The sequence below is a fragment of the Protofrankia sp. CiP1_Cm_nod2 genome (assembly GCF_920664355.1).
Taxonomy (GTDB): domain Bacteria; phylum Actinomycetota; class Actinomycetes; order Frankiales; family Frankiaceae; genus Protofrankia.
Genome location: NZ_CAKKTL010000258.1, coordinates 3089 through 7404 on the forward strand (window position 1 = coordinate 3089; position 4316 = coordinate 7404).

A 4316-nucleotide genomic window follows, 5' to 3' on the forward strand; every position below is an offset into this window, starting at 1 on the left:
GTCGCCTGGGTCGACGACGGCTGGCTCCACGTCGCGAACGCGGACGGCGCCTCGCGGCTGTCGCTGACCACCGGCCTCGACGGCCCCTGGGAGGTCCTGCGCGGGCGCGACCCGGTGGCCGTGCGGGACCCGATGCACGGCGTCCCGCTGGAGCAGGCGCTCAGGGACCCCTCGCCGCCGAACGCCCGCAACTCCTACCCGCTCGCCGGGGTGCGGCTCGCGTCCGTCTTCGCCGATTCGGCCCGCTCGCCGGACGTCGTCGTCGTGCACAGCGCGGCACATCACTGGCCGGAACGCGGTGGGCATCTCGGCGAGCACGGGTCGCTGGACGCCGGCCAGTCCCGGGCGCCGCTGCTGCTGTCCGGCGCCGGCGTCCACGGACGAGGGCCGCTCGACCGGCATGCCCGCGTCGTCGACGTCGCGCCGACCCTGGCCTACCTGGCCGGGGCGTCCATGACAGACCCGGCCCGCCCCGCCGGCTTGAACGATCCGACCGGCTCGAACGATCTCACCGGCCCCGCCAGCTTGAACGATCTGGCCCGCCCCGCCAGCTTGAACGATCTGACCGGCTTGAACGATCTGGCCGGTCTGGCCGGCGCGAACGGTCTGGCCGGCGCGGGCGGGCCGGCCGGCCGGAACGGTTCGGCTGACCTCGGCATCGACGGCCGGGCCCTGACGGAACTGTGCGTGCCCGGCGCCCGGCATGTTGTCGGCCTGCTCTGGGACGGCGTGAACTGCAACGACCTGCTGGCCATGGCCGGCGCCGGCGAGCTGCCGGCGGTCGCCCGCCTGCTGGCCCGTGGCGTCGCCCTCACCGGCGGCGCGGTCGCGGAGTTCCCCAGCGTGACCCTGGCGAACCACACCAGCGCGCTCACCGGCGTCGGCCCAGGGCGGCACGGCATCCTCAACAACGCCTACTTCGACCGGGAGACCGGCCGGCGGATCGTCGCCAACGACGCGTCCACCTGGCATCTGGCCTGCGAGCAGCTGCGGCCGGGGGTGCGCACCGTGTTCGAGGCGATCGCCGCGGCCCGGCCCGGGGTGTCGACGGCCTGCGTCAACGAGCCGATCGACCGAGGCGCGACGTATTCGACGTTCGGGCTGGTCCGGGCGATGAACAGCGCTGCCGGCGCCGGCGGGCTGGGCGAGCATCTGCCGTCCGCCGCGGACGACCCGCACGCGACCCAGGAGTGGGTCGCCGCCAACCCGGACTACGCCTGGTCGACGCAGGTGGACGCGCTCGGCCTGGCGCAGATCCGCCAGCTGTGGGGCGAGCAGGCCGCCGAGCCGCCCACGTTCACCTGGTGGAACACCACGGTGACCGATACCGGGCATCACGGCGGCGGCCCGTATTCGCCGCAGTCCCGGGCGTCGATGGCCGACGCCGACCGGCGCCTCGGAGTCTTCCTCGACCTGCTGGAAGCCCGCGGACTCGCCGACGACACCGTCATCCTGCTGACCGCGGACCACGGCAGCGAGGGCGCCGACCCGTCCCGCACCGGCGACTGGGACGAGGCCCTGCGCGCCGCCGGCATCCCCTTCCGCGACGAGGCCTACGGCTTCCTCTACCTCACCCCCTCCGCCGCCACGAACACCTGACCCGGACGGGTTCGCGCTCACACGCGCTGGTCAGCGAGGCCGGGCGGATGACTCGGCCGGCTCCCGTGGCACGGGTACTTCCGTGACCGGCCGGCTGAGCAGGAGACGGGGTACGCGGCTGCGCTCCTGAATCCATGCCCGGACGTCGGAGTCCAGGTAGCCGGCCACGCGCAGCAGGTCGGCGTGCATCCGCTCCAACGGCCGGTTGTGGATCGGTTCGTGGTGCGCGATGCGGTTGCGGAGCCGGACAAGTCTGTTGACCGGGTCGTAGACGGTCGCGCGCCGGGCAGGACGAAGGCCCGGGAAGGCATGACGGAGCACAGGCGTCCAGAGGGACGTCTCGTAGCGTCGGGACAGGAGATAGCGCCAGAAGCCGAAGGTCAGCTCGGCGACGACCCGACCAGGGGTGATGATCCTGCCGTCACGTCGGATCCTGAACCCGGCGTCCACGACGTCCTGATGTCCCCGGGCTTCGAGGATCCCGGCCGGATCGTCCCACCACTCGCTGGCACTGTGCCGGTGCAGGTGCCATGCCGTGAGCTGGTCGTGAAGCGCGTTGCGCAGCACGACCTCGAGCACTCCCAGGTCCTCGTGGAAGCCGGCGCTGACGGCGCCGTTCCACTCGTAGAGGGCGATTGCGCTGACGATGTCATCGCCGCATGCCCGCTCGTATGGGCCGAGACGTTCGGGGCTCAGCCCGCGGCGAAGCCGGGAGGCCTGGGACGGGGACAAGGGATTGGACATCGACGTACCGATCTTCTATGCTTCTGAAAGAGACCCCGGATGACCTCTACCGCACAGGCGGCACGCCACCGGGGTTCTGTCTGTTCTGGCGTTCTGTCTGTTCTGGTGAACAGCGCGGCACACGCTCGCAGGTGGCTGTGGATAGTGATATCTGTCGGTCACACCCTATGGCGGTCAGTGTGTCCGAACTCGCGCCCCGTACTGAGAGACCACGGCTGCCCGTGGACGCTGGACTGGTGGGGTGATTGTGTCGAAACAGGCTTCGTGGTTCCTGGTCGCGGTCGGCGCGTGGACGTGGGCCATCTGGCCGAACTTGTGAGAAATTGCCAAGATCTGTGGATGATTATGTCTGCGTGACGGGCCGTTGCATATAGATCATGGGGATCGGTGATTCGGTGTCGTAGGGCTCGATGTCGGTGTAGCCGAGGCGGCGGTGGAAGCTGATGACGGCCGTACGGGTGGGCAGGGCGTCGAGGACCAGGCGGGTGAAGCGGTGTCGTGCGGCGTGCTGGTGTGCGTGTTCCATGAGGACGCGTCCGATCCCGCCACGATGCGTCGGACGTACGTAGAGACGTTTGATCTCCGCGGTGCTGGCAGGCGGGCGGGGTGCGAGTCCCACGCAGCCGATGGGATGTTTGAGGCCCGCGTTGTTGTCGGCGGCGTACAGGTCCCACTTGTCGGGATCGGCGGGACGAGGGACACGGTCTCCGCGGCGGGTCATAGTGGTGGCATCAACTCCGGGCCATCCCCCGGGAGCGGCCTGGACAGTTCGGCCACCAGATGGGGGTCGGCGTGGATCGCGGCGGTCTGGCGCCACTCGTGGACAAGTTGAGTAAAAGGCCCGAGTACTCCCGCTTCCGCGCTGGCCTGGAGTCTGCGCAGCAGGGTGGTGACGCATTCGGTCTGCTCGTCGTCGGGAAGCAGGTCGATCCAGGGGAAGACCTCGGTGAGGATGCCTTCGAGCACCTCCCTGGCGGCGGGTTCATGCAGTATGGCGCGCAGGATACGGGCGGTGATTGCCAGGGCCTCTTCGACGTCGGCGGCTCTGTCCGCCAGTTCGATGCGCAGGTTCGGGCCGTCGCGCCGGGCGAGTTCGACGACCTCTCCTTGATCGATGAAGGCGAGGACGCGCTTGGGCTCGCGAAGGAGGTCGCTGTACGGAAAGGAGACTCGCGCGCTGGAGGCGACCATGGCTCGATCATATCTGAACTACTTCAGATCTGGCTGCGCCGAGGCGGACCGCAGCGCCCTCGGCCCCTCGGCCGCTGACCGGCGGGGGAGTGCCGGCCAACGCTCGTAGGGGCTGAGCCGCCCGGAACTCAACCTGCGGCAGAGCCAAGCGGTGCGGGACAGGGGCGGAGGGCCGGGCATCGGTGCGCTGCCTTCTGAACTGGCTGACGGAGACCCCGGATGGCCTCTACCGTTCAGGCGGCAAGCCGCCGGGGTTATGTCTGTTGTCAAAGCCTATGACGATCAGCGTGTCCGAACTCGTGCCCTCGCGGAGAGACCAAGCTCTCCGCGGATGCCAGGCTGGTGGGGTGACTCTCTCGAAGCGGGCATCCTGGTTCCTGATCGCGGTGGGTGTGTGGACGTGGGCGATCTGGCCGAACTTCCTTCGGAACATATGGAAGGATGATCGTTCCTGGGACGACGGCCCGACCGGCTTCTTCACCGTCCACCTGGTCCTGACCGTCGTCTCCCTCGCGATCGGCTCGGTGGTCGGCTGGCTCGGCATCCGCGGCGTTCGCGCGGCCCGCCAGCGCGGCAACGGTGACGCCGCCCCGTCCAAACAGCTGATCAATTCGGGTCGTTGACGCACCGAAGACGGCCGCTGTCCTGAAACGCTCGCGTCGTCCGAGACTCTTCTGGAGTCTCGTGATGCTGTCCCGTTTACGCGGTCGAGGTCCTGATCATGCCTGCGACCAGTGAAGATGGCTCAGCGTGACTTTAGCCATCCGGAATCACGGGACACT

General features: G+C 69.3%; 5 protein-coding genes. 2 read left to right on the forward strand and 3 right to left on the reverse strand.

The features are described from left to right. On the forward strand, positions 1-1599 hold a 1599-nt coding region (locus NBW84_RS20965), incomplete at its 5' end, for an alkaline phosphatase family protein (protein ID WP_250286645.1). Between the two features lie 30 nt (positions 1600-1629). Here the strand turns inward: NBW84_RS20965 and NBW84_RS20970 are convergent. The 3 genes from NBW84_RS20970 to NBW84_RS20980 all read right to left on the reverse strand — a co-directional run bounded on the left by NBW84_RS20970 (position 1630) and on the right by NBW84_RS20980 (position 3534). Continuing rightward, on the reverse strand, positions 1630-2343 hold the full coding sequence (locus NBW84_RS20970; RefSeq protein ID WP_250286647.1) for a hypothetical protein: 714 nt from the start codon (positions 2341-2343) through the stop codon (positions 1630-1632). A gap of 343 nt (positions 2344-2686) precedes the next feature. Then, positions 2687-3064: a GNAT family N-acetyltransferase gene (locus NBW84_RS20975; RefSeq protein WP_250286649.1), complete on the reverse strand. Its 378-nt coding sequence runs from the start codon at positions 3062-3064 to the stop codon at positions 2687-2689. Further along, a complete protein-coding gene (locus tag NBW84_RS20980) occupies positions 3061-3534 on the reverse strand; it encodes a hypothetical protein (RefSeq protein WP_250286652.1) in 474 nt (157 codons plus the stop codon). The genes NBW84_RS20975 and NBW84_RS20980 overlap by 4 nt, the downstream gene beginning before the upstream one ends. 347 nt (positions 3535-3881) lie before the next feature. On the opposite strand from NBW84_RS20980, the gene NBW84_RS20985 reads away from it, so the two are divergent. Then, entirely contained in the window at positions 3882-4157 is a 276-nt protein-coding gene (locus NBW84_RS20985) for an SCO4848 family membrane protein (RefSeq protein ID WP_047221120.1), read from the forward strand. Positions 4158-4316 lie beyond the last annotated feature (159 nt).